Genomic DNA, 16,162 nt, shown 5'->3' with positions numbered 1-16,162 from the left:
GCCTTTCGCTCGTTGGCTCCCCACCGGGAACATCATGCGGGCCGAACCTGAGAGTTTCCGCAATGCGCGTCTTGCCCGTATTCAGGACTCGTCGAGTCGACGCAACTGCTCGGCGATATCGAAGTCGGCGAGCGGCCAGTCGAGTTCCATCTGCGCCAACGCGGCGATCAGTAATTCGGTGACCGCGAGGCGCGCGTACCACTTGTGGTCCGACGGCAGCACGTGCCAGGGCGCGTAATCGGTGTTGGTGCGGTCGAGAACGGCCTGGTACGCCTTCTGATATTCGGGCCAGTAGGCGCGTTCGGTGATGTCGGAGGGGTTGAACTTCCAGTATTTGTCCGGGCGTTCCAGCCGTTCGCGCAGCCGGCTCTTCTGCTCGTCGAGGGAGACGAACATCGCGACCTTCACGATGGTGGTGCCCGCGTCGGCGATCTCCTTCTCGAACGCGTTGATCTGGTCGTAGCGCTGTTCCCACTCCGCCTGCGGCACGAGATCGTGTACCCGCACCACCAGCACGTCCTCGTAGTGGGAGCGGTCGAAGACGCCGATCTGGCCGTGGGCGGGCAGCTTGTTGCGGATGCGCCACAGGAAATCGTGCTGCTTCTCCAGCTCGGTGGGCACGCCGAACGACGCGTGGTCGACGCCCTGCGGGTCGACCGACCCGATGACGTGGCGCACGATGCCGCCCTTACCCGCGGTGTCCATGCCCTGCAAGATCAGCAGCACGCTGCGCTGTCCACCGGTGCGACCGTGTGCGAACAGCTTCTCCTGCAAGACCGAGAGCACCGTCGCCCGTTCGGCGAGCAGTTCCTTGCCGAGGCGCTTGCCGCCGCTGAAGCCCGGCGTGCTCGAGGTGTCCAGATCAGCGACGCGCTGACCGTCGGCGCGCAGCGCGATATCGGCCGTTTCGGTCCACTGTTTCGCCATTTCCCATGCCTACCACTAATGGGCGGGTTTGCCGGGCAAGCTCGACGCAATCGTTGCCTGCCAGCACTGCACGCCCGCCGGGTCGGCGATGTCGGCACGGTGCACATACACGGGGTCCGCACCCGCACCGCGCTGAGCGCGGTAGTCGGCGAGCAGGCGGAACGCGACGACGCCGAGCGGGATGATCGCGGCCAGGTTGACCAGCGCCATCACGCCCATGAACACATCGGCCAGGTTCCAGATCAGGCTCACCGAGCCGAGCGCGCCGCCGAAGACCGCCACCAGCACCAGGATTCGGAACGCGGTGAGCACCTGGGGACGGGTGGTGATGAATTCGATATTGGCGCGACCGTAGTAGAAGTTGCCGATCATCGAGCTGAACGCGAGCAGGAACACCACCGCGGTGAGCACGTGCCCGGCCCAGGTGCCCAGCGACGCCTGGAGTGCGCTCTGGGTCAGGTCGGCGCTGCGCCGCTCGGACAGATCAGGGTCGCTGGTCAGGATGATGAACGCGGTGATCGAGCAGATCAGCAGGGTGTCGAAGTAGACGCCGAGCGACTGGACCAATCCCTGCTTCACCGGATGCGAGACATCGGCCGCCGCAGCGGCATTGGGCGAGGACCCGAGTCCGGCCTCGTTGGAGAACATGCCGCGCCGGATGCCCTGCGCGAGCGCGGTCCCGATTCCGCCGCCCACCACCTCACGCAGCCCGAACGCCCCGCCGACGATATCGGCGAGCACCTGCGGCAGGTCGGTGATGTTCAGCGCCACCACCGCGATGCCGAGCAGCAGATACACCACCGCCATCACCGGAACCAGCACCTCGGTGATGTGGCTGATCCGGCGCACCCCGCCGAAGATCACCACCCCGAGCAACGTGATCAGGCAGAGCCCGACCAGCGGCGCGAACCAGTCACCGTCCAGCGCCGACAGCGACGCCCGCCCGGTGGCCACGATGGTGTTGGACTGCACCGCTACCGCCGCCACACCCCACGACCGATCAGGCCGCGCTCATGTTGCTCAGTGGCTGAAGGCGGCGACGGCGAACATGGCGGCTACGCCGAACAGGGTGCACAGCAGGGTCAGCCGGGAGGGGTGGCCCGCGTGGGCCTCGGGAAGGATGTCGGCGGTGGCGAGGTAGAGGAGGAAACCGGCGAAGTAGCCCATGTAGAGGCCGATCCAGTTCTCGGGGACGTGGATCAGGGTGCCCAGGACGGCGCCCACGACGGGCGCGATGGCGTCGAGGGCCAGCAGGGTGAGGGCGCGTTTGCGGGCGTTGCCGTAGACGGTGGGGATGGTGAAAGTGTTGAAACCGTCGGCGAAGTCGTGGCAGATGACGGCGATCGCCACGGACATGCCGACCGCCGCGCCTGCCTGGTAGCCGAGGCCGATGCCGAAACCGTCCAGGGTGCTGTGGAAGATCAAGCCGCCCGCCGCGAGCAGGCCGACCGACTCGAAACCGTGCTTGTGCGTACCGAATTCCTGCTCGTGGCCACGGTGGACGGCCACCGCGCGCTCGATCACGTGCAGGCTGAGGAAGCCGAGGACCGCGGCGATCAACACATACGGAATGCCCCGGAACATGCCGTCGGACTGTTCGAGCGCCTCGGGGATCAGGTCGAACGCGACCACACCGAACATCACCCCGGCGGCCAGCCCGAGAACCAGGTGCTTGCGGTCGCCGATCCTCATGGCGACGAAGCCGCCGAGCAGCGTCGACAACATCGACACCAGGGACAACAGGATCGCCATGAGCTGCCTATTCGTCGGTGGATGCGGCTTCGGTGTCGGCTTTCTTGCGCTTCTTCTTCTTGGCCGGTGGCGCGTCGGCCTCTTCGGTGACTTCGTAGCGCCGCACGTAGGCACCCGCGAAACCTTGCAGCGTGGCGGTGACGGGGATGGCGAGCAGGGCGCCGGTCGGACCGAGTAACGCGGCGCCCGCGATCACCGCCCCGAAGGCCACCGCCGGATGCATGTCCAGGGTGGTCGCGGTGATGCGCGGCTGCAGAACATAGTTCTCGAACTGCTGATAGGCGATGATGAACAGCAGAATCCACAGCGCCGTGATCGGGTCGTGTACCAACGCCACCAGTACCGGTAGCGCGCCGGCCATATAGGTGCCGACGGTCGGAATGAACTGGGAGACAACGCCGACCCACAATGCCAGGGCGAAGGCCGACGGCACATCGAGCACCCGCAACGCGACGTAGTGCGCGATCGCCGAGCACAGGGCCAGCAGTGCGCGCGAATAGATGTAGCCCCCGGTCTTCTCGACCGCGATGTCCCAGGCCCGCAGCACATGCTTCTGCTGTTTCGGCGGCAGCAGCGAACACACCCAGGTGCGGAATCGCGGTCCGTCGGCGGCGAAGTAGAACGTGAACAGCAGCACGCCGAGCAGCTGGAACAGCGCGCCGATCGCGACAGTGCCGATGCCCCAGACATTTCCGGCCAGACCGACCAGGTACTTCTCGATGGTGGAACTCCACTCCGAGGCGTACTTGGTCAGATCGTCGCCCGAAATATCCTGATGGAAGGTCGAATTGACCCAGTCGACCAGATCCTGGACGTAGTCCGGGGCGTTGGTCACCAGCATGGTCACCTGGTTGACCAGCAGCGCGCCCAGCGTCCACACGAACGCGACGATCACCACCAGCACCACCAGGAACACCGCGCCGGTGCCCGCGCCGCGCCGAACGCCGCGCGCGGCAAGCCAATTCACCGCGGGTTCGATCGCGAACGCCAGGAAGATCGACACCAGCAGCACCGTGAGCAGGCCCTGCATCTTGCCGAGCACCCAGAACGCCGCGATCAACCCGGCGACCGCGAGCACGGCGTACAGCAGTGCCCGCGGCAGCCAGCGCGGCGGCGTACGCACCGACCAGAAGGCGGGCAGGGCGCTCACGTCGACGGACTGCGCGGCGGGTTCAGCGGATTCGTCCTGGGCAACCACGAATGTCACGGTACCCAGGACGTGCGCCGACAGCCTGTCGGCGCGCTCGCCTCACACGGTGGCTGTGTCGATCACGAACCGGTACTGCACATCGCTGGCGACCACGCGGTCGTACGCGGAGTCGATCTCGTCGGCGGAGATCAGTTCGATCTCCGCGCCGATGCCGTGTGAGGCACAGAAATTCAGCATCTCCTGGGTCTGCGCGACGCCACCGATCATCGAACCGGCCAGCGACCGGCGGAAACCGGCGAGGTTGCGCCCGGTGACACTCATCGGGTGCTCCGGCAGGCCGAGGATGACCAGTGTGCCGTCGAGGGCGAGCAGGCGCAGGTAGCTGTCGATGGGCAGGTCGGCCGACACCGTGTTGATGATCAGGTCGAACTGGCCGCGCAGCTGACGGAAGGTTTCCTTGTCGCTGGTGGCGTAGTAGTGGTCAGCGCCCATGCGCAGGCCGTCGTCACGCTTGCGCAGCGACTGGCTGAGCACCGTCACCTCCGCGCCCAGCGCCGCGGCGATCTTCACGCCGACGTGCCCGAGCCCGCCCATCCCGATGATCGCGACCTTCTTGCCCGGTCCCGCGTTCCAGTGCTTCAGCGGTGAGAACAGCGTGATGCCCGCGCACAGCAGCGGCGCGGCGACATCGAGGCCGATGCCCTCGGGAATCGCGACGACGAAGCTCTCGTCGACCACGATCTGAGTGGAGTAGCCGCCCATCGTGTAGCCGCCGGGCTGCGCGGACTCGGGCACCCTCGAGTTGTAGGTCCAGGTGGGGCCGTTGGTGCAGTACTGCTCCTCACCCGCCAGGCACGGCACGCACTTGCCGCACGAGTTCACCAGGCAGCCGACGCCGACCCGATCGCCCACCTGGTACTTGTGCACCGACGAGCCGACGGCGGCGACGATGCCCGCGATCTCGTGACCGGGCACGCACGGATACTGCGCGCCACCCCACTCGTCACGCGCGGTGTGGATATCGGAATGGCAGATACCGGCGTATTTGATATCGATCAGCACATCGTCGGGACCGACTTCGCGGCGTTCGATCGTGACCTTCTCGAAGGCCCCGTCGGGAGAGGGCTTGGCGTAGGCGGCAGCGGTGCTCATGGCTACATGCCTACAGCCGCATGCGTGTCTTTGCCAACCCACCGCGTCCGTATCGAGACCAGCGGACGCCGAAAACGGGTCACAATGGACTGGTCGGCTCGCGAGAGAGGACATGTGCTGTGAAGCGTGTCGGACGAGTGCTGGTGACGATGATGGCGGCGCTGCTCGGGGTGTGCGCGTTCCTCGGGTATCGCGGGGAGATCGCCGTGGTCGAGCCGGAGTTCGTGGCGCAGGCACAGGCGCCCGTGCTGGTGCCGCTGGATCCCGCGCTGGTCGCCGGGCAGGTGGGATCGGCGCTGGTCAATATCGATGTCGACGCGGCCGGTTTGGGGATCGGAGCGGCCGGGTCGGGGATCGTGCTCACCCCCGACGGGCAGATCCTCACCAGCCATCACGTGATCAAAGGCGCCGAGGCGCTGACCGTCACCGATATCGCCAACGGTCTCGTCTACGAGGCCACCGTCCTGGGCTACGACTCCGGCGCCGATATCGCGCTGCTGTCGCTGGGCGGGGCCACGGACCTGCCGACCGCGCGCCTCGGCACCTCGGCTGATCTGCGGATCAGCCAGGACGTGCTGGCGATCGGTGATGCGGGTGGCGACGGCGGCGAGCCGACGGCGGTCGCCGGTCCGATCACCGATCTGGACGCCACGATCGTCGCCATGAACTCCGCCGACCTCACTCGCAAGGCATTGAACGGGATGGTGGAGGTCGCCGCACCGGTGATGGGCGGGCAGTCCGGCGGCGCGCTGGCCGACGCGTCCGGGGCGGTGGTCGGGGTGATCACGGCGGCGTCGGGCGAGGATTCCCGAGCCAAGGGCAAACCGGCCAACGGCTACGCGGTCCCCATCGACACCGCCCTGCGGATCGTGGCGCAGATCCGTTCGGGCACGCCCACCGACACCGTCCACATCGGCCCGACCGCCACCCTCGGCGTGCAGGTGATCGATGCCAGACCGGCAGGTGCCCAGGTGAGCTGGGCGTTCTACGGCCAACCCGCTCGCGAAGCCGGGATCAACATCGGCGACGTGATCACCGCGGTCGACGGCACCTCGATCACCACCGCCAAGGCACTGAGCGCGGCCATCAACACCCGCAAGCCCGCTGACTCCATCCGGCTCGAGGTGACCTCCCCCCACGGCACCACCCGAATCGTCGACGTAGTCCTGGCCTACGGAACACCCAACTGACCCGTGGCCGCTGAGAACGACGTCACTCGAGCGTGTGCAGCAGTTCGATGAGGGTGAGGCGCAGCTTTTCCATCTGGGGGCGGCTGTAGAGGGTGGTGTCGTATTCGAGTTGGAGGGTGAGGCGGCCCGCGATGGTGAAGGCGGTGAGTTTCGGGGGCATGGCGGGACCCATGGCGTAGATGTCGTCGCGGACGAACGCGATGTGGTCGGGGATCGCATGGGGTCGGACCCGGCCGATGTTGGAGAGCGCGAAGGTCGGCGGCGCGGTGAGGAGGGCGGCGGTGACGTCGTCGTTCACGAGCTGGGTGGCGAGGGGGAAGAGCGCGGGTTCGCGACGGTCCAGGCCGGCGCGCAGGCCGGTGTCGACCGAACGAGCGAGTTCGAGCTGAGTGGTCTCGCCGGTCGCCAGGACCAGCGTGCCGCCGCCCGAGGCGTAGTTGACGATCGTGTCGACGGGCACCGGCGGGTCGAATTCCGCGCGGACGTCGGCCGCGTAGCCACAGAACAGCGGCACGCTGCCCGATTCGGGGAACCGGGTTCTGACGGCCGCCAGCACCGCACCGGTGAGCACGCTGTTCACCGAAAGACCGTGGGAGCGCGCCGCTGCCACCAGTTCGGCGGTCTCCTCGGCGGTCAGTTCGATGCGCTGCATCGCGAATCGGCCGAGCCGGTCGGTGTCGGTGCCGTCGCGGGGCAGTGTTCGAGGCGCGTCCTCGGGGTTCATCGTCGCCGCGCCCGCCCTGACCTCGGCCAACCACGCTTCAGCCGCCGCGACCGAAACCACCTCGGCCAAGCGGGTATCCATGGCCTCGGGCATCGACTGATCCGAATCCACTTCCGGCACAGCCTTATCCGCCACGTGCGCCGTGTAGTGCCGCCACAGCTGTCCGAGCAGCGCGAATCCTGATCTGCCATCGGAGATTCCGTGATGGATGACCAACACGATCTGCTGACGCAAGCCCGCACGCAGCAGGTATGCGCGGAACAGCCCATCGCTCCAGTCCCGCGGGCCGTTGACCAGCGCCAGATATTCGGCCTCCCCACCTTCGACAAGGTCCAGCCGAGGCCGGAACGCGTCGTCGCGGACGAAATAGCCCACACCGTCCTCGGTCACCACCCGGCTGCGCAGCAGCGGATGCGCCGCGGCGAGCTCGTCGAGCACCGTGCGCAGGATCGCGGGGTCCAGCTCGCCGTGCACGGTGGTGCCGAGGAACAGCGGCATCCCGCCGGTCGGGACGCTGCCGATGGTCGTGCCGGTGCCGAAGTAGCTGGATTCGAACGGGGAGATACGTCGCCGAGAGGTCATGGTCGAGAACATACATCTGTTTCATACACTTGTCACTGACGTTTGTTTGAAACTGATGTCACAAACAGATGTATGCGCGACTTGCTATCGTGCGCGAGTGGGAACGCGCGAAGATCTTCTGGAAGCCGCCAAGCAATGCCTGGCCGAACGCGGCTATGCCCGCACCACCGTGCGCGACATCGTCGCAGCCTCCGGCACCAACCTCGCGGCCATCAACTACCACTTCGGCACCCGCGACAAGCTGCTCCAACAGGCGATGCTGGAATCCAGCGCGACCGCGGTGACGCAGATCCTCGACGCGCTACCCGCCGACGACCCGACCGATCCCACCGCCCGCCTCGAAGCGTTCTGGCACAGCCTGATCACCTCGTTCGTCGAGAACGCGCCACTGTGGCACGCCAACGCCGAAAGCCTGAACCAGGCACTGCACTCCCCCGAACTGCGCGCCGAACTCGCCGACGCGCAGGGACGAGCCCGCCGCGGCCTGACCGATGCCTTCGGCGAAGGCGACAGCAATGTCGGCGCGATCCTGCAGACGATGATCGGCGGCCTGCTCCTGCAATGGCTGATAGACCCGGACAACGCCCCCTCCGCGGCCGAGCTCACGGCGGGTGCCCGCGCCATGATCCGCGCCTGACGCCCTCCACCACCGAACCGGCACGCGACGATCTCACCCGGTCCGGGCGATGTGCGCCGGTCGCGCATCAGCGGATGCTGGTGTCGCGCGGTCCGACGACGGTCGCGCGACGTGGACGCCAGGACGAGGAGCGCACATGCCGGATCAGAACGTCCCCGCATTGACCGCACAGGCCTATCTGTACGGATTCCCCCTGGTCTTCAACCTCGATTCGATCGAGCGATTGCTCCGCGAGGGCATCGGCGACATCCCCGCGACGCCGTTCAACGACTTCTCCCATGCCCGCACCCTCGCCGGCGCCTCGGCGACCTTCGTCTCGGTCAACAACGACACCGTGTATTCGATCGCCCTGATCGACCTTTCAGTCGGTCCGATAACCTTCCACGTGCCTGATGCGGGTGATCGGTACTACGTCATGCAGTTCATCGACGCCTGGACCGACAACTTCGCCTACGTCGGCACCCGGGCCACCGGAAACCGCGCGGGTGACTACCTCCTCGTACCGCCGGGATGGACCGGTACCGCCCCTGACGACACGACGGTCATCCATTTCCCCACCGTTGTCGGCGTGATCGCCGGTCGATGGGCCTGCGCCGGCGCGGACGACCTCCCCGCCGTGCACGCCCTGCAGGACGCGCTGACCTTGACACCCGCCGACCGCGGCGCACAGCCGACGGGACTTCCGTCACCGGATCCGACGGTCGCCCCGGACCTGATGTTCCTCGAGAAGGTCCGTGTCTGGTCGCAGGCCTTCCCTTCCGCGAAGCGCGATCTCGCGCTCCAGGAATCGTTCGCGCCGATCGGCCTGACGACAGCGGGCGACTCGCCCTACCCGTCCCTCGACCCTGATCGAGCATCCGCGCTGCGCGCCGGATTGGGTGAGGGCCAGGAAGAGCTGAGCAACGCGACGAAGGGCGGGGCAAGCGCCGGGGAGAACGGCTGGCAGTCGACACTGCACCTCTTCGACTACAACATCGACTTCTTCGAGGTCGGCACGCTCGACGACGAGAACTTCAAGATCACCGACCCCGAACAGCGCATCATCGCGCGCGCCGTAGCCGCCAAGGCCGGACTCTGGGGCAACCACGCCTACGAGGCCGCCTACGCGATGATCTACACCGACAGCACCGGCGGGCAGTTGACCGGCGCGAACACCTACACCCTGCGCCTGGACCCCACCCCACCGGTGAGCGCGTTCTGGTCGGTCACCATGTACTCGACCCCGGACTTCTACCTCTGCGCCAACCCGATCGACCGCTACTCGATCGGCGACCGCACCCCCGGCCTCGTCTACGACGACAACGGCGCCCTCACGATCACCATCAGCCACGCCGAGCCCACCGACCCCAAGGCCCGTGCCAACTGGCTCCCCGCCCCGGAAGGCGACTTCCGCCCCTGCCTGCGCATGTACGAGCCCCAGCCACCGGTCCTCGACCAGACCTACGTCCTCCCCCCGATCACCAGAACCTGACCCCAGGCACAGCCCGCGGCCCGACCTCATCGAACGGTTCGAGTATCAGTCGAGGTGCTGGCGCCCTCAGCTATCGAGCGGGCGCACCAGACGCAGGACGGCGTTCACCGAGGCATCGACGAGTGCGTCGTCCAACGGCAGATGACCGAAGAGTGCGCGGAAGTAGATCGTCGCCGCGACCGTGTCGAGGACGAAGTCGAGATCTATGTCCGGATCGACCTCGCCGCGCCTCATCGCCGAGCGCAGGGCGTTCGCGGTGGTTTCCCTGCGTGGCTCGAAGACCGTGGACAGGAAGTGCGCGCGCAGTTCAGGGTCGTTCGTCAGGTCTGCCACCAGCGCGGGCAGCACCCGATCGAGCGGGGTGTCGCGCAGTGCGGCGACGAGGCCGCGCAGGGCCGCGGTGAGATCCGCGCGCAGATCGCCGGTGTCGTCCGTCGGCCGGACACCGAGCAGATCGGCGACCACCGCGACGACCAGATGCCGCTTGGACGGCCAGCGCCGGTAGATCGCCGGGCGATGGATGCCCGACCTGGTCGCCACCGCACCGATCGACAGTTCGGCGTAGCCGTTGTCGTCGAGCAGCTGCCGGGTGGCGGCCAGCACCGCGACATCGATCCGGTCCTCGCGCGCGCGTCCGGGCATCAGAAGACCGGCCGTGGCACGAGCATGACGATCCACCCATCCGGATCGGGAAATGCCATACCGCCGTTGGCCGCCCAGTACGGATTCTCCGCGGGCACCGGCTCGACCCCGAACTCACCGAGCCGCTCCACCACGTCGAACATCGGCGCCGCACCGTCGAAATAGAGCACCAGCAGGTTCTCCGCGCTGGGCGCCGCACCCGGGCTGCCGTCGACATGACTGGTGAACTCGAGGTGGTAATCGGCGCCGGGCAACCCGACCATTACCCCGTCGTATCCGGCATGGTTCTCGAACCGGTACAGCTCGCGCAGCCCGAGCCCGTCGACATAGAAGCGCACCACCTCGTCGAGCCGATCCGTCGGGCGCGCGATCCGAACCTGCGCTACACGTAAGGAATCCGGCCAGGTCATCGCAGTCATTCCACAACGGTACAGTACGTACCGTAATAAAACCCGGTGCTGGGCGTAGGGGCCATCCGGCAACAAAAAAGGCGCACTGAAACCCGGTGCGCCCTTTTTGCTTTGTTCGCTTACTCCTCGGTCGCGGCAGCCTCCTGCGCAGCCAACGCGCGGCGGCGGACCCGGCGAGCCGCGGCCACCATGTTGCGCAACGACGGCTCCAGCTGCCAGTAGTGGCGCGTCTTGAGGCCGCCGTCGGGGTTGGCCCACAACCGTTGCGGGGTCACGGCATTCGCGGCCTGGGTGAGCAGTTCGTCGAACTCGTCGATATCGGGGATGCGGGCCGAGCGGCTCTCGTACACGCCGGGGCCGACGCCGTGGGTGAGGCCGTGGCCCGAGGACAGGTCCTCGGTGAGCGCCTCGATGACCCATTCGATCGAGCGGGTCGCCACGATGGCGGTGACGTCGGCGTCGAGCTGATCGATCGCGTCGACCACCTCGGTGCGGCCGGAATAGCCGATGTGGGTGTGGATCTGGGTGTCGGAACGCACGCCGGAGGTGGCCAGCTTGAACGCGCCGACCGCCCAGCGCAGGTACTCCTCACGGCCGTGCGGGCGGGCGGGGAGCAGCTCGCGGATGGCGGGTTCGTCGACCTGGATGATCGCGATCCCGGCCTTCTCCAGGTCGACCACTTCGTCGCGGATGGCGAGCGCCACCTGGTCGGCCGTCTCGTAGAGCGGCTGATCCTGGCGGACGAACGAACGCGCCAGCATCGTGACCGGCCCAGTGACCATGCCCTTCACCGGCTTGTCGGTCAGCGACTGCGCGTAGGTGGTCCACTCCACCGACATCGGTGCCGGCCGTGCCACATCGCCGTAGACGATCGGCGGTCGCACACAGCGCGAGCCGTACACCTGCACCCAGCCGAAGCGGGTGGTGGCGAAACCGTCGAGCTGCTCGGCGAAGAACTGGATCATGTCGTTGCGTTCGTGCTCACCGTGCACGAACACGTCGAGGCCGATGTCTTCCTGGAGCCGGATCGTGGCCTCGATCTCGGCCTCGACCTGCTTGCGGTAGTCGTCGTCGGACAGCCGGCCCGAGGCCACCTCGTGGCGGGCCTGGCGCAGCTTGCCGCTCTGCGGGAACGAACCGAGCGTGGTGGCGGGCACCAACGGCAGGTTCAACCGCTCCTGCTGCGCGGCCGCGCGCTCGTCGTAGGGCGCGCGTTCGCGCATCTCGGGCGTCACGGCGTACACCCGCTGGCGCACCGCGTGCTTCTGCTTGAAGTGCACCTCGGTCGGCCGCTTGCGCCAGTTCTCCGACGGGCCCTCGGTGAGTGCCTTGGCGAGTGAGACGACCTCGCCCACCTTCTGTTTCGCGAAGGCGAGCCGGTCGGCGACATTGCCCTCGATGTCGTACTCGGCGAGCACGTCGTAGGGCACGTGCAGCAGCGTGGTGCCGGTCGACACCACCAGATCCGGGCACACCTCGGCGATCGCGTTGAGGTAGCTCAGCGTGACGAAACGGTCGGCCCGCCACACGTTCTGGCCACTGATGACACCCGCGTAGATCCGCTTGCGCCGGATCCCCGGGATCGCCGCCAGTTCCTCCGGCTGCATCCGGTAGGAGGCCAGATCGAGTCCGATGGCCTCGACATTGCTCGCGGCCAGAATCCGCAGCGCCTCGCCGAAGTCGCCGTACTGCCCGGTGACCAGGATGCGCGGACGCAGCGGCGCCTTCGCCAGCTGGTTGTAGGCCTTCTCGAACGCGGCGAGCTCGGCGGGAGTGCGCTCGCCGGTGAAGCAGGGCTCGTCGAGCTGCACGCAGGTCGACCCGCGCTTGGCGAGGATCTCGAACAGCTCTTCGTAGAACGGCAGCAGCTGATCGAGCAGGCTCAACGTGTCGAACTCGGCCTCGCCCGGCACATGCCCGGCCTTCGACAGCAGCAGCAACGACACCGGGCCGAGGACCACCGGACGCAGCTCGATCCCGCGGGCGGCAGCCCGGTCCCACTCGTCGAGCAGGGCCTGCGGATGCAGCGAGAACGTGGTGTCGGCGTCGAGTTCGGGCTGGCGGTAGTGGTAGTTGGTGCCGAAGAATCGCACCAGCTCGAGCGGCGGGGTGTCCGGGTTGCCGCGCGCCATCAGGAAGTAGAAGTCGAGCGGGTCGAGCCCGGCCTCGAACTCCTTGAAACGCGAGGGCACAGCGCCGAACAGCAGCGCGTTGTCGAGGATGTGATCGTAGAAGGAGAAGGTGTTGCCCGGCACCTGCGTGAGTCCGGTCGCGGCCAGTTCGTTGAACTGACGCTCCTGGATATCGCGTCCTACCGTGAGCAGTTCCTCGCGTTCGAGCGATCCGCGCCAATACGACTCGAGCGCACGCTTGAGCTCTCGGTGCGGACCGATCCTCGGGTATCCGAGAACGCTCGACCCGAATCCATCGGTGACGTTGACCATGACCGCCGATACTCCCTTTCGATCACACGCTGCGCTCGAGACATAGCACCGGGCAAGCAAGCACGTCCGGCAACAGCAGCTTAAGCCGCAAGAACGCCCCCGCGCCGCTCCCCCCGCAAACCCCGAGCACCTGAGCGCCTTTTGTAAGTCTCTCTAGGGGCCCGCCCTGATCTGGACTGACCGAAGGGTGCGACGAAGGAGTACCCGTAGGGAGGGAAGATCAGGGGCCCGAAGGGCCCCGCTCGAGCGCGCCAGCGCTCCGATAAACACAGCCACCAAACGACCCCGAGCGGGTAAACCTGATGCGTCCCTACCGAACAGCCCGAATCCGGGCTGTTCGGACGAGTCCCCTATTTGCCGTACTGGTAGAACCCGGCTCCGGTCTTCTTGCCGAGCAGCCCGGCTTCGACCATGCGCATCAGCAGCGGCGGAGCCGAGTAGAGCGGCTCCTTGAACTCGGAGTACATCGAGTCCGCGATGGACTTCACGGTGTCGAGGCCGACGAGGTCGGTCAGCGCCAGCGGGCCCATCGGGTGGGCACAGCCGAGCACCATCGCCTTGTCGACGTCGTCCTTGGTGGCGAAGCCCGACTCGACCATCCGGATGGCCGAGAGCAGGTACGGCACCAGCAGCGCGTTGACGACGAAACCGGAGCGGTCCGCCGAGCGCACGATCTGCTTGCCGAGGATCTCGGCGGCGAACTGCTCGGCGCGCTTGGCGACCGGCTCGCTGGTCTTGAGCGTGGTGACCAGCTCGACCAGCGGCAGCACCGGCACCGGGTTGAAGAAGTGCAGACCGACCACGCGCTCGGGGTTCGCGGTGGCGACGGCGATCTTCATGATCGGGATCGAGGAGGTGTTGGAGGCGAGCACGGCGTCGGGGTCGGTGACGACCTTGTCCAGCTCGCTGAAGATGGCCGTCTTGACCTCTTCGTTCTCGACAACGGCCTCGACCACCAGCTGACGGTCGGCGAAGTCGCTGAGATCGGAGGTGAAGCGCAGCCGCCATGCGGCCTGCTCACGCTCGCGCTCGGTGATCTTGCCGCTGCTCACGCCACGGTCCAGCGAACGCAGGATCCGTGCGCGGCCCGCAGCGGCGAGTTCACGCGTGGTCTCGTAGACGAGGACGTCGACGTGCGCGCGTGCGCACACCTCCGCGATGCCCGCGCCCATCTGTCCGGCGCCGATGATGCCAACGCGCTGAATCTTCTCGCTGCTGCTCACGTCCCGCTCCTGCTGTGTGTCTGGCTGTGGGGTGGCTGGGGAGGTCATAGCGACCAAAGTATAGGGATGCCCTCCCTCACCGAGGGCTGATCGGCGAGGGAGGGCGTACACCCCTACCGGAGTAGAGGAAAGGCGTTGCCGGTCAAAGCAACTCCGAGGGGGATCAGTGGAACTGACCCTCTTCGGTGGAGCCCTTCAGGGCGGCGGTCGACGTGTTGGGGTCGACGGTGGTGGCGATGGTGTCGAAGTAGCCGGCACCGACCTCACGCTGGTGCTTGATGGCGGTGAAGCCACGCTCGGCAGCAGCCTTGAACTCGCGCTCCTGCAGGTCGACGAACGCGGTCATGCCCTCGCGGGCGTAGCCGTGCGCCAGGTCGAACATGCCGTAGTTGAGCGAGTGGAAGCCCGCCAGGGTGATGAACTGGAACTTGAAGCCCATCGCGCCGAGCTCACGCTGGAACTTCGCGATGGTCGCGTCGTCCAGGTGCTGCTTCCAGTTGAACGAAGGCGAGCAGTTGTAGGCCAGCAGCTGGTCCGGGAACTCGCTGCGAACCGACTCGGCGAACTTGCGCGCGACCTCGAGATCCGGGATACCGGTCTCCATCCAGATGAGGTCGGCGTAGGGGGCGTAGGCCTTGGCACGCGCGATGCAGGGCTCGATGCCGTTCTTCACACCGAAGAAGCCCTCGGCGGTACGGGTGCCGTCCAGGAACTCACGGTCGCGCTCGTCCACATCGGAGGTGATGAGGGTGGCGGCCTCGGCGTCGGTGCGGGCGATGATCACCGACGGCACGTCGGCGACGTCGGCGGCCAGACGCGCGGAGGTCAGGGTGCGGATGTGCTGCTGGGTGGGGATCAGCACCTTGCCACCGAGGTGGCCGCACTTCTTCTCCGAAGCGAGCTGGTCTTCCCAGTGGACACCGGCGGCACCGGCCACGATCATGGCCTTCTGCAGCTCGTAGGCGTTCAGGGCGCCACCGAAGCCGGCCTCGGCGTCGGCCACGATCGGGGCCAGCCAGTTCTTGACCGACTCGTCGCCCTCGACCTTGGAGATCTCGTCGGCGCGCGACAGGGCGTTGTTGATGCGACGCACGACCGCGGGAACCGAGTTCGCCGGGTACAGCGACTGGTCCGGGTAGGTGTGGCCGGACAGGTTGGCGTCACCGGCGACCTGCCAACCGGACAGGTAGATGGCCTTCAGGCCGGCGCGAACCTGCTGCACGGCCTGGTTGCCGGTGAGGGCGCCCAGCGAGTTGATGTAGTCCTCGTTGTTCACGAGGTCCCACAGGATCTCCGAACCGCGACGGGCGAGGGTGTGCTCCTCGACGACGTTGCCCTGCAGCTTGGAAACCTGCTCGGCGGAGTAGGTGCGGGTCAGGCCCTTCCAACGCGGGTTGGTGTCCCAATCCTGCTGGATTTCCGCTGCGGTCTTCGGGGTGCCGGGGAGAGACATCTCTTGACTCCACTTCCTCGTGTGGTCGGTGCTCCACGCAGTCGGCGTGCGAATCAACCGGTGGCTGAACGCTTTCGGTTGCACATCTCGTACTGCTGGAGCAATTTGCAGGCTTGCTAGGACTTACTAGGGCCCAAGGGGTGTACTTCCAAACAATGGCACACCCAGAAATAGCCGTCTACCTGTTGGTTGTGTGAATCTCAGCTAGTTTTGCCGACGTGTTTGCTAACTTTGCGAAATTAGCGGGCTGATTGCAAGGACTCCGCCTACCAGCGAGTAGCGCTGACCTGGAGTTTTAGCATAACGCTCGTACTGTTAGCGATCATCAGGTGGGCACGCGCCGACACTCCCGAGCCTGGCAGTCTGTGAGTCGTTTCACACACCACGCCGGACACGAATGATGTG

The 16,162-nt window shown here is 66.8% G+C and carries 14 protein-coding genes; 3 read left to right on the top strand and 11 right to left on the bottom strand.

Annotation, left to right across the window (positions count from 1 at the left end):
* Positions 1 to 81: 81 nt before the first annotated feature.
* From ACWFRF_RS22220 to ACWFRF_RS22200, 5 genes are read right to left on the bottom strand one after another with little or no spacing between them, the layout of a single operon-like run.
* A complete protein-coding gene (locus ACWFRF_RS22220) occupies positions 82 to 927 on the bottom strand; it encodes a polyphosphate kinase 2 family protein (RefSeq protein ID WP_452452023.1) in 846 nt (281 codons plus the stop codon).
* Between the two features lie 15 nt (positions 928 to 942).
* Positions 943 to 1,914, bottom strand: a complete 972-nt coding sequence (locus ACWFRF_RS22215; RefSeq protein ID WP_452452021.1) for an alanine/glycine:cation symporter family protein — start codon at positions 1,912 to 1,914, stop codon at positions 943 to 945.
* Positions 1,915 to 1,947: 33 nt separating this feature from the next.
* The gene (locus ACWFRF_RS22210) at positions 1,948 to 2,679 is read right to left on the bottom strand and encodes a ZIP family metal transporter (protein ID WP_379312792.1); all 732 of its coding nucleotides are present in this window, start codon (positions 2,677 to 2,679) and stop codon (positions 1,948 to 1,950) included.
* Between the two features lie 7 nt (positions 2,680 to 2,686).
* The gene (locus ACWFRF_RS22205; RefSeq protein ID WP_378991086.1) at positions 2,687 to 3,877 is read right to left on the bottom strand and encodes an AI-2E family transporter; all 1,191 of its coding nucleotides are present in this window, start codon (positions 3,875 to 3,877) and stop codon (positions 2,687 to 2,689) included.
* Positions 3,878 to 3,928: 51 nt separating this feature from the next.
* Positions 3,929 to 4,981 (bottom strand): NAD(P)-dependent alcohol dehydrogenase, encoded by a 1,053-nt coding sequence (locus tag ACWFRF_RS22200; RefSeq protein ID WP_452452019.1) that lies wholly within the window; start codon positions 4,979 to 4,981, stop codon positions 3,929 to 3,931.
* Between the two features lie 119 nt (positions 4,982 to 5,100).
* Here ACWFRF_RS22200 and ACWFRF_RS22195 point away from each other — a divergent pair, with 119 nt between their 5' ends.
* Entirely contained in the window at positions 5,101 to 6,171 is a 1,071-nt protein-coding gene (locus ACWFRF_RS22195; RefSeq protein ID WP_378991089.1) for a S1C family serine protease, read from the top strand.
* A gap of 22 nt (positions 6,172 to 6,193) precedes the next feature.
* Here the strand turns inward: ACWFRF_RS22195 and ACWFRF_RS22190 are convergent, their stop codons facing one another.
* Positions 6,194 to 7,477, bottom strand: a complete 1,284-nt coding sequence (locus ACWFRF_RS22190; protein ID WP_452452017.1) for a phthiocerol/phthiodiolone dimycocerosyl transferase family protein — start codon at positions 7,475 to 7,477, stop codon at positions 6,194 to 6,196.
* Between the two features lie 97 nt (positions 7,478 to 7,574).
* On the opposite strand from ACWFRF_RS22190, the gene ACWFRF_RS22185 reads away from it, so the two are divergent.
* Positions 7,575 to 8,114 (top strand): TetR/AcrR family transcriptional regulator, encoded by a 540-nt coding sequence (locus tag ACWFRF_RS22185; protein WP_452452015.1) that lies wholly within the window; start codon positions 7,575 to 7,577, stop codon positions 8,112 to 8,114.
* A 136-nt stretch (positions 8,115 to 8,250) separates the two neighbouring features.
* Positions 8,251 to 9,585 (top strand): DUF1254 domain-containing protein, encoded by a 1,335-nt coding sequence (locus ACWFRF_RS22180; protein ID WP_452452014.1) that lies wholly within the window; start codon positions 8,251 to 8,253, stop codon positions 9,583 to 9,585.
* Between the two features lie 66 nt (positions 9,586 to 9,651).
* Here ACWFRF_RS22180 and ACWFRF_RS22175 read toward each other — a convergent pair whose 3' ends face one another.
* The 5 genes from ACWFRF_RS22175 to aceA form a co-directional block, all read right to left on the bottom strand.
* The gene (locus ACWFRF_RS22175; protein ID WP_387445637.1) at positions 9,652 to 10,227 is read right to left on the bottom strand and encodes a TetR/AcrR family transcriptional regulator; all 576 of its coding nucleotides are present in this window, start codon (positions 10,225 to 10,227) and stop codon (positions 9,652 to 9,654) included.
* Positions 10,227 to 10,646 carry a VOC family protein gene (locus tag ACWFRF_RS22170; RefSeq protein WP_452452011.1) on the bottom strand — a complete coding sequence of 140 codons (420 nt, stop codon included), beginning with the start codon at positions 10,644 to 10,646 and terminating at the stop codon, positions 10,227 to 10,229. The genes ACWFRF_RS22175 and ACWFRF_RS22170 overlap by 1 nt, the downstream gene beginning before the upstream one ends.
* A 110-nt stretch (positions 10,647 to 10,756) precedes the next feature.
* Complete coding sequence (metE, locus tag ACWFRF_RS22165; RefSeq protein WP_378991100.1) at positions 10,757 to 13,081, bottom strand: 5-methyltetrahydropteroyltriglutamate--homocysteine S-methyltransferase; 2,325 nt, start codon at positions 13,079 to 13,081, stop codon at positions 10,757 to 10,759.
* 350 nt (positions 13,082 to 13,431) lie between these two features.
* On the bottom strand, positions 13,432 to 14,304 hold the full coding sequence (locus ACWFRF_RS22160; protein WP_358186489.1) for a 3-hydroxybutyryl-CoA dehydrogenase: 873 nt from the start codon (positions 14,302 to 14,304) through the stop codon (positions 13,432 to 13,434).
* A 163-nt stretch (positions 14,305 to 14,467) separates the two neighbouring features.
* Positions 14,468 to 15,757 (bottom strand): isocitrate lyase, encoded by a 1,290-nt coding sequence (gene aceA / locus ACWFRF_RS22155; RefSeq protein WP_266293925.1) that lies wholly within the window; start codon positions 15,755 to 15,757, stop codon positions 14,468 to 14,470.
* Between the last annotated feature and the right edge of the window lie 405 nt (positions 15,758 to 16,162).

The organism is Nocardia sp. NPDC055165, from assembly GCF_053606985.1.
Note: the sequence above shows the minus strand (reverse complement) of the source record. Positions and strands in the feature narration are given on the sequence as shown.

Bases quoted from the DNA above. Each gene is read 5' to 3' on its own strand.
- ACWFRF_RS22220 (WP_452452023.1), bottom strand. From the start codon at position 927: ATGGCGAAACAGTGGACCGAAACGGCCGATATCGCGCTGCGCGCCGAC.
- ACWFRF_RS22210 (WP_379312792.1), bottom strand. From the start codon at position 2,679: ATGGCGATCCTGTTGTCCCTGGTGTCGATGTTGTCGACGCTGCTCGGC.
- ACWFRF_RS22200 (WP_452452019.1), bottom strand. From the start codon at position 4,981: ATGAGCACCGCTGCCGCCTACGCCAAGCCCTCTCCCGACGGGGCCTTC.
- ACWFRF_RS22190 (WP_452452017.1), bottom strand. From the start codon at position 7,477: ATGACCTCTCGGCGACGTATCTCCCCGTTCGAATCCAGCTACTTCGGC.
- ACWFRF_RS22180 (WP_452452014.1), top strand. From the start codon at position 8,251: ATGCCGGATCAGAACGTCCCCGCATTGACCGCACAGGCCTATCTGTAC.
- ACWFRF_RS22175 (WP_387445637.1), bottom strand. From the start codon at position 10,227: ATGCCCGGACGCGCGCGCGAGGACCGGATCGATGTCGCGGTGCTGGCC.
- ACWFRF_RS22170 (WP_452452011.1), bottom strand. From the start codon at position 10,646: ATGACTGCGATGACCTGGCCGGATTCCTTACGTGTAGCGCAGGTTCGG.
- metE (WP_378991100.1), bottom strand. From the start codon at position 13,081: ATGGTCAACGTCACCGATGGATTCGGGTCGAGCGTTCTCGGATACCCG.
- aceA (WP_266293925.1), bottom strand. From the start codon at position 15,757: ATGTCTCTCCCCGGCACCCCGAAGACCGCAGCGGAAATCCAGCAGGAT.